Here is an 18,356-nt window from a genome sequence, read left to right as displayed (position 1 = left end):
GAGTAAATAAAAACAAGCCGTTATGCAATTAACAATAACGGCTTGTTTTGCGTCGCTTTTAAGCCTCGTCGAAATCACTGCCTGTATTGGCATTGCTGCGTGATGCATCAGGCTGTTTCGATAGACCCAGCTCCGCTTGCCTTGAGGCGGGAGTGCTGACTAGATTTAAAGGAGCGGGTGGTGCTGAGCCATCTTTATTTTGACCAAAGTAAATGGTTGTATGCGGGAATGGGATTTCAATTCCTGCCGCATCCAAATGTCGTTTCACTAAACGATTATAGGCTCTACCCACAGACCATTGCGAACCAGGTAATGTTTTGATTCTAATGCGAATATTTACCGAGTTATCGGCAAGTTCAACGACCCCTTGAACTTCAATATCGTCCATAATGTTATCGCGTTGGTCTGGATCGCTCATCAGTTCATCAAAGGCGGCACGAAGATGTACGATCACTTCATCGGTATCTTCACGGTAAGCGACACCATAATCACCGACATGATAACCATAGCCGCGCATATAGTTAGATACACTGGTGATGGATGAGAAAGGGATTAAGTGATAGGTGCCAAAACGATCACGAAGTCCTAATGAGCGTATGGTTAGGTTTTCGGCAGTGCCGGTAATGCCGTCAGCGGTCACAACATCGCCTGCATTTATTGCATTTTCAAGCTGAAGGAATATGCCAGTAATGACATCTTTGACAAGCGTTTGCGCACCAAAACCTATAGCCAGACCGACTACACCTGCACCCGCTATGAGTGGCCCTATATTGAGGCCAATTTCAGCAAGAGTGATCATCACGGTAAAGACAATCAAGGTAATCATCACTGCGTTGCTCAGTAGTTTGAGCAGTGTTTGTTGACGAGCACTAGCAGCTCCTCGGCCAGTCGCTGGATTAATCTGATGTTCAACCCAGCTTGCAAAAGCGATCCATAAAAGTTTAGCAATCAATAAGATGATACCTACAGATAACACTTTGCCAAGAAGTTGAGTACCTGTGTCTGAGGTAACCCATTCAGAAAAGTTAAACAGTGACCAAGCATCAAGCACAAAGGCAAATACCACAAGGATGATGAATAAACGTATCACTTTCAGTGTGGTTGGAATGAACTCATTCAGTCGACCTTCAAGCGCGGGAAAGCGCAATTTCAGATCATCGGATACTTTGAGTTGTCTTGAGATAAGCTGACTTAAAAACGCGGAAATCAGCAGTCCGGCAACGATAGCGACCAGTGTTTGCAGACTTGCTTGAAGCATCACAGGAAGAGCGTCTTCCGGACGAATGGCGGTAACCAGTACAAGTGCCGCGAAGTAGGTAATGGCCAGCAAATGCCAGCTTCTAGAAAGCATATTCAGTAACACAGAGGTAAACGCAAAATCATTCTCTTCAGCCTGTTTGCCAATGTTTACCGCTACTCGCTTTTTGTTCTGCATGATGATGGTGAAAGCATAGATAAACGCAATGACCATGATCAATAAGCTAATAAAGTGACCTAATGCGGGCGCGAGATGAAGACTGATCATGGGTACCACAAACAGCATGCCGTAACCGATGAAGCTACTCACGCGAGCAAGCCAGGTATTCCAGTAAGCTGCCGTTTCGCCACACATCGGTACCAAGCGTAAATTTTCATAGCGAGAAGAGAAAAAGAGCCTCACGATAGCTTTGAAAAGCTCAATAACCAAGAAGGCATTCAAAAAAAGTGACTGGGTGGTCTTCATCTCACTCATCTCACCGACAACAAAGAGAGCAATGCTATAGCCTATAATCCACGCTAGGCCGATGATAAGGATGTCTATAACGAAAGCAAAAAAAACAAACAAGAGTCGAGATAGTAATTTAGCCGCTCCAGGTGCCTGTGTTGCTCGGTTATCCGCAAAGTTAAATGCGGGAATTGCAAGTTTTCTTAAAAGAAAAAATGATACGAATGCTGCCAAGATAACAAAAACAAGTTCCAATGCCAGAGGAGCTAACGCTTGCCAATCTACGGTTTTTAAACCAGATGCTGCTTCAGCAGCGAAGACAACTTGAGAAGTCAGTTGCTGAGCGAAATCTTGAGTAGCCTCTGCTATTTGAGCGACGAGACTGTCCTCAGCAGTACTGCCTTCGACTGCTTCTGTTGCAGTGGACGCAGACCGTAATTCGTCGATCAATTGCTGGCGAGTTTCCGGATTTTCCAGCATATCTGCTAGGATTTGCGATGTGCTGGGTGTCGGATTTGTGCTTTCAGCGAAGCTGTAAGGTGAGAATAAAAGCGTGATTAAGATGGCGAAATAGAAAAAAGAGATTTTAAATTTACGGGTTAAACAACAAGTCATAATATCCTACAGTGTTACGTAATTCTGACGCGCTTACTGGCAGTGGTGACTGCTTGGCTGTCTTTTATTAATTCTTTTCGATGTTTTATTTTAGCATCTATGAGATTTTTTGCAGCTATCAGTAACCCCATACCCACAAACGCACCAGGAGGAAGAGCTGCAAAGAGAAATCCACGATAATCTTCGACTAAGGTGATTTTCCATGCACGAGCAGCTTCTCCAAAAATAAGATGCATGTTACTGAATAGCGTGCCAGCGCCCAGAACTTCACGCATGGCACCTAAAATAATCAACACAAGGGTAAAGCCAATTCCCATCATTAAACCATCAAGTACCGCGGCAGGAACCGGATTTCTGGATGCAAAAGCATCGGCTCTACCCATGATGGCGCAGTTAGTCACAATCAGTGGAATAAAAATACCTAAAATTAAGAAAAGCTCGTAAGTGTAAGCTTGCATTAACAATTCTATCGCGGTGACAAAAGCGGCAATGATCATCACAAAGATGGGGAGGCGGACCGCTTCAGGCACTTGGCGTCTAAATAAGGATACGGTTAGGTTAGAACCAATTAACACCACCGTTGTGGCAATACCTAGGCCAATGGCGTTAACCACACTGCCTGTTACAGCTAACAGTGGGCAAAGCCCTAAGAGTTGAACCAAGGCAGGGTTGTTATGCCATAAACCATCTAGACTGATTTTGCGATATTCAGTGTTCATTGGCTTCTCTTTTAAGTTTCGGGGTTTTCAGTTCTGAGGTTTTCAGTTCCGGGACTTTCAGTTTCAACGCTGTCAGTTTGAAAGCTCTCAGTTTCGTCGTCAGTTTGTTCAGCGCTAGCGGTCTGAGTAACAGGTCGCAATATTTGCGCTTTCCTTAATTCAAAGTAACTCAGCGTCGCGGCAACTTGTCGAACCACAGCACGAGGTGTAATAGTTGCACCGGTAAATTGATCGAAGTCACCGCCATCTTTGCGAACATTCCAACGTTTATCTGCTTCACCTAACCATTGCAGGCCGTTAAAGTCCAAAATCCAATCGGACTTTTCAATATCAATTTTATCACCGAGTCCCGGCGTTTCTCGATGGCCGGTGACACGAACACCTGCAATGCTGCCATCTCGCCAGATGCCTACCAGCATGTGAATATCACCACTGTAGCCTTCTGTAGCGGTGACCGGAATAATAACAGCCTGAACTTCGCCATCAAGGATGCTTTGAAAAATCGGTATGGGTTCACGATAGCCGAGTTCTGGGGCTGGTACCATGATAATTTGCTGGTGCAAGTTAGCATCTAAGGACTGAGGCAATATTTGATATAAGGTGCGTGCTTGGTGGGCTTCTTGGTTTTCTATGATGCGGTCAGCAGTGATCACTTGTGTGGCTGCAATCAGTCCAGCAGTCACGGCTGCAAACAGACTAATGCCTAGGGTGTTTTTGCGTATGCTATGCAGTAATCCTTCCACTTTACTTACCTCCACCTATGCCGCGATTAGCACGAGCATGGCCATAGCTGCGAGGTTGTGTGTAATGGTCGATAAACGGAGCAGATAAATTCATTAACAATATTGCAAAAGCGGCTGCATCTGGGTAACTGCCCCAGGTACGGATAATATAAATCAGCGCACCAACGCCGATGCCAAAGATCACTTTACCTTTATTGCTGGTGGCACCCGAAACTGGATCGGTTGCGATAAAAAAAGCACACATCATCGTAGCGCCAACACCGATATGTAAAAATGGATCAGCAAAGTTAGATGGATCACCGGCATAAAAAAGACTGGATAGCAGGAATAGGGTAGTGATCATGGCAAAGGGGGCATGCCAGGTGAAGACCTTGCGATAGATCAAAAAGATACCGCCCATTAACCAAGCTGCACTAATGCCGTACCAAGCAAATACACCCTGACTTAATACAGGGTTGTTCCTCCAAACCTCCTCGGTAGTCATCCCGCCTCGATGTTTTAACACTTCTAGCGGTGTCGCACCGGTATAGGCATCGATCATGCCGTGATTAATGCTGCTGAAAATGATGACCAAGCTGTCAGTGAAACTTGCTAAAACACTCCAATTGTCACCAATCAGTACAAATGGAGCGTTCCATTGCGTCATTTCTGCAGGAAAGGAGATGAGTAATAGAGCATAGGCGACCATCGCTGGATTAAAAGGGTTGTTGCCTAAACCGCCATACAAATGTTTAGCGATAACAATGGCGGTAAATGTGCCGATAACCACCACCCACCAAGGGGCAAATGGCGGAATCGCCAACGCGATCAGAACAGCAGTGACCAGTGCACTGCCATCGCGTAAGAAAAATAGCATGGGGCGTTTACGCATCCATAGGCAGGCAGCTTCAAACGCCAGCGCAGAGGTGCAGGCTAACAACACTTGAATCAGACTTCCCCAGCCAAAAAAGATTGTCAGTGCGATTAATGCGGGTAGGGTAGCAATTAAAACCAAGCGCATGACACGATCAGTCGCGTTGGCTTTTGATACGTGAGGTGAGCTTAAGTGTATCAAGGACATGATTGTTCAGTTCCTGTGGCTTGTTGCCAAGCACTCTCGGCAGCCGTAGCTTTTTCTTCGAGTTGAGCGACGGTTTCCTTTAACTTTTCAGTGCCGTCTAATCCTTTTTCTTCAGCGTTTTTAAGAGCTTCACGTGCTTTCTTTAGTTTAGTTCGAGCGATAGAAGCGGCAGATTTTAACTTTTTCAATTCAGCTTCAGGATCGGGTGTATCACTGGGAGTCGCGTCTGCTTCAGCTTTTTTGCGTGCTTGTTCTTTTGCTGCTGCTTCCGCGCGTTCTTTTCGACGCTGCTCTTTCTCAAGCTCTTCTCTTACCAGGCGAGCTTGTCTGGCTTCGAAACGCTCACGGGCTTGCGCTGCTTTTTGCTGTTCGGCTTCTTCATTGCGTATTTCTGACTTGGCAAAGCGATAGTGCTGTACCAGTGGAATATTGCTGGGACATACATAAGCACAAGCGCCACATTCAATACAGTCAAATAGATTATGATGACGTGCTTTCTCGAATTCTCGACCTTTTGCAAACCAATAAAGCTGCTGCGGTAGTAAAGAAGCGGGGCATACCTGTTCACACATGCCACAACGAATACAGGGCTGTGCCGGCGGTGCGGGTGGCATCTCTTCCAGTGTAGCCGCAATGATGCAGTTGGTTGTTTTTATTACTGGTATGCGATCATCTTCGATCGAAATACCCATCATCGGTCCGCCCATGACCAAGCGAAACATTTTCGAGCGATCAACCTCGGCCGCTTCGAGCAAAACAGAGAAAGGAGTGCCAATCAGCGCTTCATAATTTTGGCGATGACCCAAGGCGAATCCAGTGAGCGTCACCAGTCGTGAAATCAGTGGTTTACCGTGAATCACGGCACGATAGATGGCAGCAGCCGTTCCCACGTTTTGACAAACGATACCGACATCGGCAGGAATTGAACCACTGGGTACTTCTATCCCCGTCAGTAACTGAATTAATTGTTTTTCGCCACCAGAAGGATAGCGGGTAGGAACCACCACCAGTTCTATTGGCAGATTTCGCTCTCGGATCGCATCACGTAAGGCTTTAATAGCATTAGGTTTATTATCCTCTATGCCGATTAAAATTTTACTTGGTTGCAACAGGTGAGCAATGATTTCTACCCCAGTTAAAATGTCATTAGGGCGTTCACGCATCAAGGCATCATCGGCGGTGATGTAAGGTTCACATTCAGCGGCATTGATGATTAGGGTGTTAACAATATGATCTTTACCTAGGTTTAGTTTAATGTCGGTTGGGAATCCCGCCCCACCTAAACCTGCTATACCGGCATCACGGATATGCTTCAATAATTCTTTCTTATCGATGCTGCGATAATCTTCAATCGGATGACGTTCACACCATTGTTCTTGGCCATCGGTCTCTATAACGATACAGGATGATTCTAGACCTGAAGCATGTGGAACAGGTTGTAGCCCAATGTAAGAAATGATGCCAGAGCTGGGCGCATGAATGGCGGCACTGATATGACCGGTAGGTTCGGCTATTTTTTGACCTTTGAGAACCTGATCACCGACCTCGACAAGCGGTGTGGCTGCTTTACCGATATGCTGTTGTAACGGCAAAATCAACCGAGCAGGGACGGGCGCTTGGCGAATCGGAGCACCCAGGGATTGGCGCTTATTTTCAGGTGGATGAATACCGCCGTGAAAGTTGTAAATACGAGTCATTCCGTACCTTCCTGCAAAAGATGTCCTCTTCCGCGATCTGTCCATATCAAATTAGGGTCTGACACGGGTGCCGGCCACTTCCAATTGTTAGGCGTGACTGGAACAGGAATCATATCAATACAGTCAACAGGGCAGGGTTCAACGCAGAGATCACAGCCCGTACATTCACTGACAATGACCGTGTGCATCTGTTTGGCAGCACCCAGTATGGCATCAACAGGGCAGGCTTGAATGCATTTAGTACAGCCAATGCACTCATCTTCACGAATGTACGCAACAGTTTTGGGCTTCTCTTCACCGTGCTCTGCATCCAGAGGAACCACTTCTCTGTCTAACAGATCTGCGAGTGCTTCAATGGTGCTTTGACCACCGGGAGGACATTTATTGATCGCATCTCCATTCGAAATGGCTTCTGCATAGGGACGACAACCGGGATAGCCACATTGACCACATTGCGTTTGTGGAAGTAGTCCATCAATTTGCTCAACAATAGGGTCACCTTCCACTTTAAAGCGAACAGCAGCAAAGCCAAGAATCACACCAAAGACGATGGCTAATGACAATAGAATCAAGATGGCCGTGAGTATAATCGTCATACGAGCATCACCCTCAGACTCGAACCAGTCCGGTGAAACCCATAAAGGCCAGTGACATTAATCCCGCAGTTACCATGCCGATTGCTGCTCCCCGAAAAGTGACCGGCACATCTGCAACGGCAATGCGTTCTCGTAATGCAGAAAATAGAATTAGTGCCATGGAAAAACCTACGGCGGCACCAAAACCATAGACAATGGATTCAACAAAATTATTTTGTTTTTGAATATTCAGTAGGGCAACACCCAGTACTGCACAGTTAGTGGTGATCAACGGGAGAAAAATCCCGAGTAGCTTGTGTAGCAATGGGCTGGTTTTATGCACGACCATTTCGGTAAATTGCACTACCACGGCGATCACCAAGATAAAAGAGATAGTTCTTAGCCAAGTAATGTCGAAGGGTAGCAGTAGGTACTGATAGACTAGGTAGCTACAGACAGAAGCAAGAGTGAGAACAAAGGTGGTCGCTAGCGACATCCCCATGGCCGTTTCGAGTTTGTTAGACACGCCCATAAAAGGGCACAGTCCTAAGAACTGTACCAGTACAAAGTTATTGACCAGTACGGTACTGATCAAAATAAGTAGAAATTCATTCATGTCTGTTGTCAGATAGCCTTTTAACCAAGAGTCGTGAAGCACACAGTTCTGAAACAATCAGTGAAATAGCAGCTGCTGAAATATTCGTCTTAGTTTAACGGATTAACCCCGTCAGGGTATAGTCACAGAGTGTTGATCTAGCGCAACACTCTGTTAATTTTTTATACAAAATATCTTTCCCATCAAATATATATGGTTATTTGTATAATATTGAATATAACTAATATAGAGACTGTTCGATCGATTTAAATAGTCTTTTCATCAACTCTTCGATACGTTCTGATGACTGATCTAGATCGACTAAAATCGATCCGGAAATCTCAACATGAGCATCTGTTAAGAGTGTAATGCCTCGATCAGCTAGCCAAGTTAACCACTCATCCAGATTCGATTGGCAAAGCGGTTGGTCAGTATCTTTGTTAATAACCCATGCCACACGTCCTCGCTCAAAGAGTGCTTTTTCTAAGCTGTAAAGCAAGGTATGGCGATCCTTGCTTGAGCCTCCAGTTATTTGTACTACCTGACCTTTTTGCCCTAGCCTCTGCTCCCATAGTTCAGTAGAGAGATTAGGTATGTCCGTTAATGCAAGGGCTTGAGTGTGATCATCCTGATGTCTAATCATACCAGCAGCAACCGTACGGTTGGTCAAACGATCAACCAGAATAAAAGCACCTGTGGTTTTGTGTTCAGCATAATCATCCGCTACCACAGGGCGCTGTAAGCTGACTTCTACTAAACCAATTTCATTCAACTCCAGTCTTCCCGCTGGAGATTGAGCCAAGGTATTCACATTGATTTGGTGATAAATGCGAGTAATTCGTCCCGGTTGGCGGCTTGTCGCTAATTTGACTTCATATTCCCTAGCTGGGTTTAAGGGTTGTTCATCCATCCAAACAAGATGAGCTTTGAAGCTTTGTATCGGTGTAGGAACTTGATCAGAATGAACGATTAGATCCCCACGCGAGATATCAATTTCATCTTCGAGCGTTAGAGTGACGGCCATGGGTGCGAAGGCTCGCTGCAGCTCGCCATCCCAAGTCACAATAGAGCTGACGCGACTCTGTTTTCCAGAGGGAAGAACAGTAATAGAATCACCGATGGCAACAACGCCAGAGGCCAGCGTGCCACAATAGCCTCTAAAGTTAAGGTGAGGGCGGTTAACATATTGAACTGGAAAACGCAGTTGCTCGAAGTTTTCATCTTCTGCAATTTCGATAGATTCCAGTTGTGCCATTAAGGGCAAGCCAGTATACCAAGGCATGTTAACTGAAGGGTTGACCACATTGTCGCCATTCAGTGCGGAAATGGGCGCGAACTGCACGTCAGGTAAATTCAATGATGATGTAAAAGCAAGATAGTCGGCTTTGATCTGCTCGAAGCGCTCTTGGCTGTAATCGACAAGGTCCATTTTGTTGATCGCAACCAGCGTGTGACGAATGCCCAGTAGTGAGACAATAAAACTATGTCGACGTGTTTGAACCTGAACACCATGGCGAGCATCAATCAAAATAATGGCTAAGTCGCAATTAGAAGCACCGGTAGCCATATTTCGAGTGTATTGTTCATGCCCTGGGGTGTCGGCAATGATAAATTTTCGTTTAGCTGTAGAAAAATAGCGATAGGCAACATCGATGGTAATGCCTTGTTCTCGTTCAGCTTGTAAGCCGTCAACCAGTAATGCTAGATCGATCGCATCTCCTGTTGTGCCTACTTTTTTACTGTCGTTAGTGATCGCAGCCAATTGATCTTCATAGATCATTTTCGAGTCATGCAGTAGGCGACCAATTAAGGTAGATTTACCATCATCGACACTGCCACACGTCAGTAATTTTAGCAGTTGTTTGTTTTCATGTTGATGCAGATAAGCGCTAATGTCGCTGGCAATCAGTTCGCTTTGGTGACTCATGTTTTTGTCCCTTGTTCAGTCTGTAAATCGCTTCAAAACTAATCTGAAGTGTCTTATTCAGAAGTGGTTTTGTAGAAGTGGCTTATTAAAAATGGCTAAGTCAGAAATAACCTTCAATTTTCTTCTGCTCCATCGACCCAGAACTATCATGGTCAATCGCTCGACCTTGGCGTTCTGAGGTGGTGGCCAACAACATCTCTTGAATGATTTCCTCGAGAGTGTCAGCTTCTGACTCAACCGCACCCGTGAGGGGGTAGCAGCCTAGTGTTCTAAAGCGAACCGATTTCATGACGGGTGTTTCTTCTGGGCGTAATGGCATGCGCTCATCATCTACCATGATCAGCATGCCGTCGCGATTGACAACGGGACGTACGGCGGAATAGTAAAGTGGTACTATGTCTATGTTTTCTAAATAGATGTATTGCCAGATATCCAGTTCAGTCCAGTTAGACAAAGGAAAAACACGAATACTTTCTCCCTTATCTACGCGAGTATTAAATAGATTCCAGAGTTCGGGACGTTGATTCTTAGGGTCCCAGCGGTGGTTTTTGTCGCGAAACGAGAAGATACGTTCTTTAGCGCGAGATTTTTCTTCATCTCGACGAGCACCGCCAAAGGCCGCATCAAACTTGTATTGATTCAACGCTTGCTTTAGCGCTTGAGTTTTCATGATGTCAGTGTGCTTTTGCGAACCATGATCAAAGGGATTGATCCCCATCGCCACGCCTTCAGAGTTGATATGAACAATCAAGTCCATCCCCGCTTCACGAGCCATGTGATCACGAAACTGAATCATCTCCCGGAATTTCCATGTGGTATCTACATGCAATAATGGAAAGGGTGGTGTGCCTGGATAAAAGGCCTTGCGTGCCAGATGCAGCATCACCGAAGAGTCTTTGCCTATAGAGTAGAGCATCACAGGGTTATCAAATTCAGCTGCAACTTCACGGATGATATGAATACTCTCCGCTTCAAGCTGTTTTAGATGAGTTAATCGATTTTCTGCTATGTCCACCATCTCTATGCACTTCCATTAGTCTAGCGTTTGATTCGAGTGGGTGATTATGGATGAGTGTTTATAAAATAAAAAAGAATATATATGAATTTTTATATTCTATATGGTTATATATTCTTTAAATTGCAGCAAGCATTGGAAGTTACGCAGCTCTCATAATCGCATCCATCTGTTGAGTTGCCACCACTTGTCCGACGAAAATTAATGTTGGTGCTTCTAAGTGATTCTGCTTAATCGATACTGTTAAATTAGCTAAATCTGTACGTATGCTACGTTGATTTTTCTGAGTGCCTCGTTCTACCAATAACACAGGCCAGTCGGGTGGTAAGCCATGGCGTTGTAATTCCATACTGATGATAGGTGCTTTGGATAGTCCCATATAAAAAACCAGGGTTTCGTCGCGGCGTACAAGATCAGCCCATGAGGTTTCCCGATCATCACAGGTGTGTGCAGTGATAAAGCGCACACTGGTTGCGATATTTCGTTCAGTGAGTGAAAAATAACAGCTGGCAGCACAGCCAGCCGCCGCGGTAATGCCTGGAACCAGTGTAAATGAGATCCCTGCTTGTTGGAGTGCCTGCATTTCTTCGGTGACTCTGCCAAACACCAGCGGATCACCGCCTTTTAAGCGAACTACCTGTTTTCCCAATCGGGCATGCTTGATCAATAAATGACAGATGGCATCTTGTGACATGCTGTGTTGACCCTTACGCTTTCCAACGTAAATTTTTGGAATGCTGGGTGGAATTTCAGCAAGTAGCTCTTCGCTGACCAGTGCATCGTAGATCAGTACATCCGCTTCCAAAATCAATCTCCATCCTTTTCTCGTGATCAATTCAGGGTCACCAGGGCCAGCACCGACTAATGAAACAACGCCATTAGCTTGATTGATATTATTGAGTAACATCTTCAGCCTCCTGCGCTAACAGCGCCTTGAGTTCAGGTATACAGGAGCCACAGTTGGTCCCGCATTGCAGAGTTTTGCCCAGCATTTCAATGCTATCGCAACCAGTTTGAATAGATTTTCTGATGCTATAGTCATCCACTTGAAAGCAACTACAGATCAACTCTGCAGGTGTGGTACTAGGATCGCTTTTCAGTAGATTAAGTTTTTGAGAGTCAGTCAGAGTCGAGCGAGCAAACTGCCGGTCCAGGTCTTTAAATTCGGGGAAAATATTGAAGGGTGAAACCAACAGAAGCCACAAAAGCCTGCCGTTTTCTAATGCGTAGGCATGCAGTGTGCCCGTAGGATTACTCTCTAACTGCATATCTGCCTTTTTACCGAGATGCTTTAAGCACCAGTCGTTCCAGTTTGTTGGTAAAAGGGTATCGGCTAATACATAGCCCATCGAGTTTTCCTGTGGCACACGTGCCCAGTAACCGCGCAAATTTACCGGTAATGCTTTTGTTGTTAACAACCTTGCTTGCCAAGCTGTCTTATATTTTGACAGTTTGACCGCACCCTGTTTGGACTCAGGTTGGCCTGAAATAGGATCGGCTACCGATTGAATCAGACTATTACAACGACCTTCACTGCTAAAAGACTCTGTCCAATGCATAGGTACAAAAGCCTCTCCAAATCTTTGTGCTTTGGTGACGCGAACTCTGCCAGTAAAGTGCCCTTGACTGTTCGTAAGCGTTGCCAAATCCATATCCTCTAGATTATGCATGCGGGCATTCTCCGGATGGAGTTCAATAAAAGGTTCGTAGCGATGACGAAACAAGCTAGCTGCTCTACCCGTTCGAGTCATTGTGTGCCATTGGTCGCGAATTCGTCCGGTATTAAGACGTAAGGGCTGATCCTGAGTTAAACATTGAATCGGATCTTGTGAACAGATGGGTATTAGTCGAGCCTTGCCTGATGGGGTATAAAATTGTCCATCACAAAACAAACGTTGTGTACCATAAGGAGTAGCAGTATTGACAGGCCATTGAATAGGCTCCAGATGATCATATTCAACCTTGCTTAATTTGCTTAACTCACTGATATCAAAGCAACGACTGCCAGTATTTTCATATCCTGATAATGCGGCGTGTTCAGCAAAAATATCGGCAGGATCCTGGTAGTCGAAGGCATCAGCAAAACCCAAACGTTTCGCTACATCACAGATAATTTGCCAATCATGTCGAGCTTCTCCAGGAGGCGGTAACAGACCGCGTTGCCGCGAGATGCAGCGTTCTGAATTGGTGACAGTCCCGTTTTTTTCACTCCAGCTAGAAGCTGGCAAGCAGATGTCGGCTAATTTAAGTGTATCTGTTTCAGCCATAGATTCGGACACAATGACCAGATCACAGCGTTTTAATGCCCTGCGTATGAGATGTGTATCCGGTAAACTGACCAGAGGGTTAGTGGCCATAATCCAAATGATTTTAATCTCACCTTGGTCTATGGCTTTAAACATATCCAGTGCTTTAAGACCAGGCTCCTTGGCCATGTTTGTTGCATTCCAAAAGCGCTTCACTCGGTCAACATTGTCTTCGTTGAAGTCCATGTGCGCGGCCAATTGATTGGCAAGGCCACCCACTTCACGACCACCCATGGCATTGGGTTGCCCCGTCAGAGAAAAGGGAGTACTGCCAGGTTTGCCGATTCGACCCGTTGCTAAGTGGCAATTGATTAAGCTGTTGACCTTATCAGTACCGGAGCTAGATTGATTCACGCCTTGTGAAAATAAAGAAACGGTGCGAGGTGTTATTGCAAACCATTGAAAAAACTCACTCAGATCATGCTGCTTTAGATCGGTTTTCTCTGCAGCTATCGCAAGGTTGGGTATGTCAGTTTTAGCAGAAGATAGGGCTTCTGCAAACCCTTCAGTATGTTCCGCGATAAATTCCTCATTGAGATGGCCTTGATCGGCTAAGAAGACTAACAGGGCATTAAAGAGTGCTGCGTCGCTCCCGGGCCGAAGGGGTAAATGAAGATCAGCGATATCGCAGCTAGCTGTTTTTCTAGGGTCGATAACCACGACACGAAGTGCTGGATTGGTTTGCTTAGCAGCTTGGATGCGTTGGTAGAGAATAGGATGATTCCATGCCGCATTTGATCCTACCAGTAGAATCAAATCTGCATTTTCCAGATCTTCATAGCAACCTGGAACTGCATCTGCCCCGAACGCACGCTTGTGGCCTGCAACGGTTGAGGCCATGCATAAACGTGAATTAGTATCGACCTGAGCAGAACCAATAAAACCTTTCATTAACTTATTGGCGACATAGTAGTCTTCCGTCAGTAATTGACCTGATAGGTACATGGCAACACTATTGGGTCCATATTGATCAACGGTTTTGCGTATTTGCGTAGCGACGGTATTAAGAGCAGTATCCCAGTCTGTGGCACGACCTTCGATACTGGGCATGAGCAAACGAGAGTTGGTAGTGGTTGTTTTGTGCAGTGTCGACCCCTTAATGCATAAGCGTCCATAATTAGCTGGATGCTCAAGATCACCAGCGACATTGAGTAGGTAATGGTTATTTAATTCGGCAGTGACCCCACAACCGACACCACAATAGGGACAGGTAGTTCGATGTTTCATAGGCGTTATCCCCAAAAAAAAGCCCGCACCTATCACTTCTGCAGTAAGCAGAGTAATGGTGCGGGCGCCGTTGCCACGATGAGTAGTGATGATTTTTTGAATGGGTTCTTAAATCATCTGAGAAAATCTATACAAAACAATAAGCAAAAATTATGCCTATATACTTTTCATTAATAAAAACAATATATAAGTATTTTTTCAATCCTCTCGTGATGTTGTCTATGCCCTAACGTGGTGCAGTTAATTCGAGTCATTCTGTTGCCGTGTCTTGTATTTGGGCGAATAGCTATTGGAATAAAACTTGCAGTAATTCAGTAAATCACGATTTCGGAGTGCATCATGCCTTCAAGCAGTGCAAAAGATTTTTTATTAGCATCGAAACGCTGTGAAATTGCTAATTTAGAAGAGTTATTAATGACGGGTGAGTTGGTACGCAGTATTAGCCAGCTAGTTCATATGCTACAGCGAGAAAGAGGCTTGACCAATGTGTTCATTGCTTCAGAAGGAAATCGCTTTGGGCTGCAGAGGTTGGAACAAATAGAACATTGTAAGCAACAGGAATTGTTATTACGTCAGCGTTTTGCAGCCCTAGATCTGGGCAATTGTCATCAATCCGGAAGTGTGCGTTTGTATACACGCATAGCCTATGTCATACATGGCCTAGACTCTTTGTTCGATATTCGTGAGCGGGCGGTAAACTTGCGCATAAAAGTAAAAGAGTTTACCCGACTGATGAGCGATTTAATTGCTGGACTATTGTCTGTTGTATTTGAAGCGGCAGACACGGCAACAGATCCCGATATTACTCGCGCATTGGTGGCTATGTTCAACTTTATGCAGGGTAAAGAACTGGCGGGGCAAGAGCGTGCTTGGGGAGCGAGTGGCTTCGCAGCAGGACATTTTGAACTAGAAGATCAGCAAAAACTTCATCATTTGATTGAGGCCCAAGCGCGATGTTTCGAGACTTTTGCTGATCATAGTAGTCCGGGACCTTTGGCTAGATGGGAAGCTTTAATGGTTCATGAATGTTCTTCTGAATTAAACAGACTGCGCAAAATCGTTGCTAGATCAAATGCTAGCGAGCTAGTTCCGTCAGCTTTCAGTGAGCTATGGTATGAAGTAGCAACCTGTCGAATTGACTCACTAAAAGAAATAGAGGAGTTGCTTGCTTCTGATTTGTTGTCACTATGCCAGCTAAAGTTAGATGGAGCAAAATGCGATCTAAGAAATCATCATTACCTACTCAACTGCCTTAATTCAGAAACGTTAAATGCTTCTCTCAGTTTTCTTAGGGAGTCTGCACATGGCTATGATGCTAGCAAACTGGATGAAATGCCTCCAATGGGTCGTTCAGTATATGAACTACTTAAAGTGCAATCCTTGCGCTTACAGGAGGTGAGTGATGAGTTGCAGCAAGCACGCCAAGCACTAGTAGAGCGAAAAATCATAGAAAGGGCTAAGGGATTACTCATAGATTATCAAGGGTTAACTGAAGAGCAAGCTTATCGACAGATTCGTCAATCTGCGATGGAACAAAACTTACGTTTATTGGATGTTGCCGAGATTATTATCGAGCGTACAAATATGTTGTTGCGCAAAAAATAAAGATGAATATCTCATTTATTATCGTTTTTATGACTTTTTTCAGTGCATGGCGCACAATTAATGTGCAATTTTTACAAGATAATTTCTGTCAATACTTCTCTGTTTAATATAAATAACTGTTTTTAATTGTATTTATTTTTCTGGCATGCATTCTGCTTTAACTTAATCAAAGTAAATATTTTTCTAGCTTCTTTCATAGATGTTAGATGAATAAATCAGACTACTGGACAACGGCGTCCACCTCTAATTCGTTTCACGACGAGTTGATTGAGGTGAACGCCGTTTTTTTTTGATTATTTGGAGTGAATGATGAAAACGAAAGAATCTAAACAAATATTAGTTGCAGAATCTAACTCTAACTTAGAGCTGATTAATCCGAATCGCCGTCGCTTTATGGGAGGGTTGGCTGCCGTTGCTGGCGCTGCCTCATTAGGTGGGATGCTACCTATGGCAATGAGTCGTGCTAATGCATCAACACTCGGCACGCTCGAAACGACCTCAGCTAAACTCGGATTCATTGCATTGACGGATGCAGCACCATTATTTGTAGCGTTGGAGAAAGGATTCTTTGCTAAGCATGGTATGACAGATGTTGAAGTGCTGAAACAATCCTCATGGGGAACAACACGAGATAATTTGGTATTAGGCTCTCGCAGAAATGGTATTGATGGGGCGCATATATTAACCCCTATGCCATACCTTATTTCCTCTGGTGCGATGACTGCCAATAACATTCCAACACCTATGTATATTCTTGCACGGCTCAATTTGGCTGGGCAATGTATCTCTGTAGGTCAAGAATATAATGATCTTAAAGTAGGCATGGACACGAAAGTTTTCGGCGAAGCCTTAGCAGCGAAAAGAGCTGGCGGAAATGCTATCAACGCCGCAATGACTTTTCCTGGTGGAACACATGATATGTGGATGCGTTATTGGTTAGCTGCTGGGGGTATTGACCCTGATAGAGATATTTCGACAATCGTTGTTCCTCCCGCACAAATGGTAGCTAACATGCGTGTTGGCAGTATGGATACCTTTTGTGTATGTGAACCTTGGAATCAACAGTTAGTGAATCAGGGTATAGGTTATACCGCTAATACCACAGGAGAGATTTGGCATAATCATCCAGAAAAAGCATTTGCGATGCGTGCTGATTATGTAGATGCAAATCCTAATTCAACTAAAGCATTGTTAAAAGCGATTATGGAAGCGCAAATTTATTGCGAGCAATTCGAAAATCGTCGTGAAGTGGCTGAAATTTGTTCTCGTCGCCGATATATTCACGCCCCTTTTGCTGACATAGTCGATCGTATGGAAGGTAATTTTGATTACGGAAATGGCAAAGTGATCGAAAACCATCCGGATCAGATGCGTTATTGGAAAGATCAAGCTTCATATCCGTTTAAAAGTCACGACTTATGGTTCCTCACGGAGAATAAACGTTGGGGATATTTACCAACTACGTTGGATTCTTCTGCCCTTGTAGATCAAGTGAATCGTGAAGACCTATGGCGTGTTGCTGCTTTAGAGCTAGGCGTTGATGCCAGTGATATTCCTGAAAGTACCTCTCGTGGTATCGAAACATTTTTTGATGGAAAAGTATTCGATCCTGAAAATCCACAAGCCTATCTCGATAGCATGGCAATAACACGTATTTAAACCGTGTTATTGCAGGAGAATAAAGATGAAAGTTAATACTCAAAACGCAACGGGAACCTTAATGGACAATCAGAAAGTTCACTTTCTCCATAAGGCTTCTCTTCAATCTAAACGCATGGGGCAGAGTTTCGTTACCAATGTTCTACCTGCACTCATTATAGCTTTTTTATTCATCATTATCTGGGAATGGATGACGTCCTCCCCGGGCGCGGCTCTGCCTTCACCGTCCAGAGTCGTTTCCGATACATGGGAGTTGATCGTGAACCCCTTTTACAATCATGGCGGAACGGATGTTGGTATGGGGTGGCAGATTCTGGCTAGTTTGGAGCGTGTCGCATACGGCTATACTTTAGCGGTTATTGCTGGTATCAGCTTGGGCGTTTTGGTAGGTCAGTCGACTTGGGCAATGCGAGGACTAGATCCGATCTTTCAGATATTAAGAACCGTCCCCCCGTTGGCATGGCTTCCAATATCACTGGCTGCGTTTCAAGACAGTAATCCTTCAGCAATATTTGTGATTTTTATTACAGCTATTTGGCCAATCATTATCAATACATCAGTCGGCGTTAGAAATATTCCGGAAGACTATCGCAACGTATCCAGAGTGCTTTCTTTAAATGGTTATGAGTATTTTGTGAAAATTATGCTTCCCGCTGCAGCGCCTTATATTTTTACCGGCTTACGAATTGGTATTGGTTTATCTTGGCTAGCTATTGTCGCGGCAGAAATGCTTATTGGTGGCGTAGGAATTGGTTTCTTTATATGGGATGCCTGGAATGCATCGATGATCAGCGACATTGTATTAGCGCTGGTGTATGTCGGTATTGTTGGGTTTTTGTTGGATAGGTTGATTGGATTTATATCTACATTAGTTACTCGCGGAACTTCAGCGCAGTAATTGAATTACT

The 18,356-nt window shown here is 44.6% G+C and carries 14 protein-coding genes; 3 read left to right on the top strand and 11 right to left on the bottom strand.

Features of this window, described 5'->3' with window-relative positions:
• Positions 1 to 58 precede the first annotated feature (58 nt).
• The 11 genes from F7R24_RS11945 to F7R24_RS11895 form a co-directional block, all read right to left on the bottom strand.
• On the bottom strand, positions 59 to 2,185 hold the full coding sequence (locus F7R24_RS11945; RefSeq protein WP_168926826.1) for a mechanosensitive ion channel domain-containing protein: 2,127 nt from the start codon (positions 2,183 to 2,185) through the stop codon (positions 59 to 61).
• A 149-nt stretch (positions 2,186 to 2,334) separates the two neighbouring features.
• The gene (locus F7R24_RS11940; protein WP_151671486.1) at positions 2,335 to 3,039 is read right to left on the bottom strand and encodes an electron transport complex subunit E; all 705 of its coding nucleotides are present in this window, start codon (positions 3,037 to 3,039) and stop codon (positions 2,335 to 2,337) included.
• Positions 3,040 to 3,050: 11 nt separating this feature from the next.
• A complete protein-coding gene (gene rsxG / locus F7R24_RS11935) occupies positions 3,051 to 3,782 on the bottom strand; it encodes an electron transport complex subunit RsxG (RefSeq protein ID WP_151671485.1) in 732 nt (243 codons plus the stop codon).
• A gap of 1 nt (position 3,783) precedes the next feature.
• A complete protein-coding gene (locus F7R24_RS11930; RefSeq protein ID WP_151671484.1) occupies positions 3,784 to 4,842 on the bottom strand; it encodes an RnfABCDGE type electron transport complex subunit D in 1,059 nt (352 codons plus the stop codon).
• Positions 4,833 to 6,539: an electron transport complex subunit RsxC gene (rsxC, locus tag F7R24_RS11925; RefSeq protein WP_151671483.1), complete on the bottom strand. Its 1,707-nt coding sequence runs from the start codon at positions 6,537 to 6,539 to the stop codon at positions 4,833 to 4,835. The genes F7R24_RS11930 and rsxC overlap by 10 nt, the downstream gene beginning before the upstream one ends.
• Positions 6,536 to 7,135, bottom strand: a complete 600-nt coding sequence (gene rsxB, locus F7R24_RS11920; RefSeq protein ID WP_151671482.1) for an electron transport complex subunit RsxB — start codon at positions 7,133 to 7,135, stop codon at positions 6,536 to 6,538. The genes rsxC and rsxB overlap by 4 nt, the downstream gene beginning before the upstream one ends.
• Before the next feature lie 13 nt (positions 7,136 to 7,148).
• Positions 7,149 to 7,730 carry an electron transport complex subunit RsxA gene (gene rsxA / locus F7R24_RS11915; protein WP_151671481.1) on the bottom strand — a complete coding sequence of 194 codons (582 nt, stop codon included), beginning with the start codon at positions 7,728 to 7,730 and terminating at the stop codon, positions 7,149 to 7,151.
• Between the two features lie 220 nt (positions 7,731 to 7,950).
• The gene (gene cysN / locus F7R24_RS11910; protein ID WP_151671480.1) at positions 7,951 to 9,636 is read right to left on the bottom strand and encodes a sulfate adenylyltransferase subunit CysN; all 1,686 of its coding nucleotides are present in this window, start codon (positions 9,634 to 9,636) and stop codon (positions 7,951 to 7,953) included.
• Between the two features lie 100 nt (positions 9,637 to 9,736).
• A complete protein-coding gene (gene cysD, locus F7R24_RS11905) occupies positions 9,737 to 10,654 on the bottom strand; it encodes a sulfate adenylyltransferase subunit CysD (RefSeq protein WP_420812985.1) in 918 nt (305 codons plus the stop codon).
• A 139-nt stretch (positions 10,655 to 10,793) separates the two neighbouring features.
• On the bottom strand, positions 10,794 to 11,558 hold the full coding sequence (gene cobA, locus F7R24_RS11900; RefSeq protein WP_151671479.1) for a uroporphyrinogen-III C-methyltransferase: 765 nt from the start codon (positions 11,556 to 11,558) through the stop codon (positions 10,794 to 10,796).
• The gene (locus F7R24_RS11895; protein WP_151671478.1) at positions 11,545 to 14,184 is read right to left on the bottom strand and encodes a nitrate reductase; all 2,640 of its coding nucleotides are present in this window, start codon (positions 14,182 to 14,184) and stop codon (positions 11,545 to 11,547) included. The genes cobA and F7R24_RS11895 overlap by 14 nt, the downstream gene beginning before the upstream one ends.
• 339 nt (positions 14,185 to 14,523) lie before the next feature.
• Here F7R24_RS11895 and F7R24_RS11890 point away from each other — a divergent pair, with 339 nt between their 5' ends.
• The 3 genes from F7R24_RS11890 to ntrB all read left to right on the top strand — a co-directional run bounded on the left by F7R24_RS11890 (position 14,524) and on the right by ntrB (position 18,346).
• Positions 14,524 to 15,789: a nitrate- and nitrite sensing domain-containing protein gene (locus F7R24_RS11890; RefSeq protein WP_151671477.1), complete on the top strand. Its 1,266-nt coding sequence runs from the start codon at positions 14,524 to 14,526 to the stop codon at positions 15,787 to 15,789.
• A gap of 309 nt (positions 15,790 to 16,098) precedes the next feature.
• Positions 16,099 to 17,448, top strand: a complete 1,350-nt coding sequence (locus F7R24_RS11885) for a CmpA/NrtA family ABC transporter substrate-binding protein (RefSeq protein ID WP_151671476.1) — start codon at positions 16,099 to 16,101, stop codon at positions 17,446 to 17,448.
• A gap of 25 nt (positions 17,449 to 17,473) precedes the next feature.
• The gene (gene ntrB / locus F7R24_RS11880) at positions 17,474 to 18,346 is read left to right on the top strand and encodes a nitrate ABC transporter permease (RefSeq protein WP_151671475.1); all 873 of its coding nucleotides are present in this window, start codon (positions 17,474 to 17,476) and stop codon (positions 18,344 to 18,346) included.
• Positions 18,347 to 18,356: the final 10 nt, after the last annotated feature.

Source organism: Nitrincola schmidtii, assembly GCF_008973715.1.
In the GTDB taxonomy this organism is placed as follows: domain Bacteria; phylum Pseudomonadota; class Gammaproteobacteria; order Pseudomonadales; family Balneatricaceae; genus Nitrincola; species Nitrincola schmidtii.
This window is presented reverse-complemented; position numbering and strand designations above follow the sequence as displayed.

Excerpts from the sequence above, each read along its gene's own strand:
- F7R24_RS11895 (WP_151671478.1), bottom strand. The coding sequence starts at position 14,184 with ATGAAACATCGAACTACCTGTCCCTATTGTGGTGTCGGTTGTGGGGTC.
- F7R24_RS11945 (WP_168926826.1), bottom strand. The coding sequence starts at position 2,185 with ATGCTGGAAAATCCGGAAACTCGCCAGCAATTGATCGACGAATTACGG.
- rsxB (WP_151671482.1), bottom strand. The coding sequence starts at position 7,135 with ATGACGATTATACTCACGGCCATCTTGATTCTATTGTCATTAGCCATC.
- cysD (WP_420812985.1), bottom strand. The coding sequence starts at position 10,654 with ATGGTGGACATAGCAGAAAATCGATTAACTCATCTAAAACAGCTTGAA.
- F7R24_RS11890 (WP_151671477.1), top strand. The coding sequence starts at position 14,524 with ATGCCTTCAAGCAGTGCAAAAGATTTTTTATTAGCATCGAAACGCTGT.
- cysN (WP_151671480.1), bottom strand. The coding sequence starts at position 9,636 with ATGAGTCACCAAAGCGAACTGATTGCCAGCGACATTAGCGCTTATCTG.
- cobA (WP_151671479.1), bottom strand. The coding sequence starts at position 11,558 with ATGTTACTCAATAATATCAATCAAGCTAATGGCGTTGTTTCATTAGTC.
- rsxA (WP_151671481.1), bottom strand. The coding sequence starts at position 7,730 with ATGAATGAATTTCTACTTATTTTGATCAGTACCGTACTGGTCAATAAC.
- F7R24_RS11885 (WP_151671476.1), top strand. The coding sequence starts at position 16,099 with ATGAAAACGAAAGAATCTAAACAAATATTAGTTGCAGAATCTAACTCT.
- rsxC (WP_151671483.1), bottom strand. The coding sequence starts at position 6,539 with ATGACTCGTATTTACAACTTTCACGGCGGTATTCATCCACCTGAAAAT.
- ntrB (WP_151671475.1), top strand. The coding sequence starts at position 17,474 with ATGAAAGTTAATACTCAAAACGCAACGGGAACCTTAATGGACAATCAG.
- F7R24_RS11930 (WP_151671484.1), bottom strand. The coding sequence starts at position 4,842 with ATGTCCTTGATACACTTAAGCTCACCTCACGTATCAAAAGCCAACGCG.
- F7R24_RS11940 (WP_151671486.1), bottom strand. The coding sequence starts at position 3,039 with ATGAACACTGAATATCGCAAAATCAGTCTAGATGGTTTATGGCATAAC.